The organism is Pseudomonas sp. S4_EA_1b, assembly GCF_016307435.1.
GTDB lineage: Bacteria > Pseudomonadota > Gammaproteobacteria > Pseudomonadales > Pseudomonadaceae > Aquipseudomonas > Aquipseudomonas rhodesiae.
The window spans coordinates 1-1,350 of the sequence record NZ_JAEILC010000186.1 but is presented as its reverse complement, the minus strand read 5'-3'; the positions used below and the strand labels follow the sequence as shown (position 1 = coordinate 1,350).

At 58.7% G+C, this 1,350-nt stretch carries 1 protein-coding gene and 1 other annotated feature; the gene reads left to right on the top strand.

Translation table 11 applies throughout. From position 1 onward, the window contains the following. Positions 1–73: 73 nt before the first annotated feature. A protein-coding gene (locus YA0848_RS35220) for an IS3 family transposase (protein ID WP_088171445.1) occupies positions 74–1,287 on the top strand; the annotation gives its coding sequence in 2 pieces (ribosomal slippage) (positions 74–344 and positions 344–1,287; 1,215 coding nt in all). Next, positions 343–459 (top strand) — a sequence feature (AL1L pseudoknot). It overlaps the preceding gene by 117 nt. Positions 1,288–1,350: the final 63 nt, after the last annotated feature.

The following is a 1,350-nucleotide window of genomic DNA, read 5'->3' as shown; positions in this document are numbered from 1 at the left end:
TCGTTTGGTATCAGCACGACTGAACCGCCCCGGGTTTCGCGGAGGCTCCACCCTTTGAGAGAATGGAGCCCATATGAGCAAGCACACCAAATTTTCCCCTGAAGTCCGTGACCGGGCCATCCGTATGGTTTATGAGGTCCGGGAGTCCCGCACATCGCAGTGGGCCGCCATTGAGGCCGTGGCCAGCAAGATCGGCTGCACCGCCCAGACGTTGAGCAGTTGGATTCGGAAGGCGGCTGCGCCTGCGGCCCCCTCCGCCTCGGGCACTGATGCCCGCGTCAAGGAACTGGAGCGCGAGGTTCGTGAGCTCAAGCGAGCCAACGAAATCCTCAAGGTCGCCAGCGCTTTTTCCGCCCAGGCGGAGCTCGACCGCCGTTTGAAGTGATCTGGCAGCTGATCGACAAGCACCGGCAAAGCTTTGGAGTCGAGCCACTGTGCCGCGTGTTGCAAGTGTCTCCATCGGCTTACCGGCGCCATGCTGCACGGCTACGTGACCGCTCACGACGCTCCGCCCGAGCGATCCGTGACGAGGAACTTGCTGTACAAATTCACCGTGTCTGGCAGGAAAACTACGAGGTCTACGGGGCTAGGAAAGTCTGGCGGCAGATGCATCGCGAACACCAGGTGGTTGCGCGCTGCACAGTGGAACGGTTGATGCGTGAAATGGGGCTCTGCGGCGTAACGCGGGGCAAAACGGTGAAAACCACACAACCCGATCCTGACAATGCCAATCCCAGGGATCTGGTAAAGCGCCAGTTCACGGCCGAACGTCCCAATCAGCTCTGGGTCGCCGATTTCACATTCGTTTCAACCTGGCAGGGATTTGCTTATGTGGCGTTCATCGTCGATGTCTACTCACGGTTTATCGTAGGCTGGCGTGTCAGCCGACACATGCGCACAGAGTTTGTTCTGGATGCTCTGGAACAGGCGCTTCACACTCGTCGGCCTGAGCCCCACCGGCTGGTTCATCACAGCGATAGGGGCTCGCAATATCTGTCGATTCGCTACAGCGAGCGGCTGGGCGAAGCTGGCATCGAACCCTCGGTTGGCAATACCGGTGACAGCTACGACAACGCACTGGCAGAGACCATCAACGGCCTCTACAAGACCGAACTGATCCATAAGCGAGGGCCGTGGAAAAGCGTAGACAGTCTGGAGTGGGAAACGCTGAAGTGGGTGACCTGGTTCAACCATCAGCGCCTGCTGGAGCCAATTGGAAATAGGCCACCGGCCGAGTTTGAGGCACTATATGAACAGAGTCAGGCAACCATATCGGTTGCTGCCTGACTCAAACAAAACAGCCTCCGCGAAACCCGGGGCGGTTCAATTAGACGGATAGCTGCTAGCGCA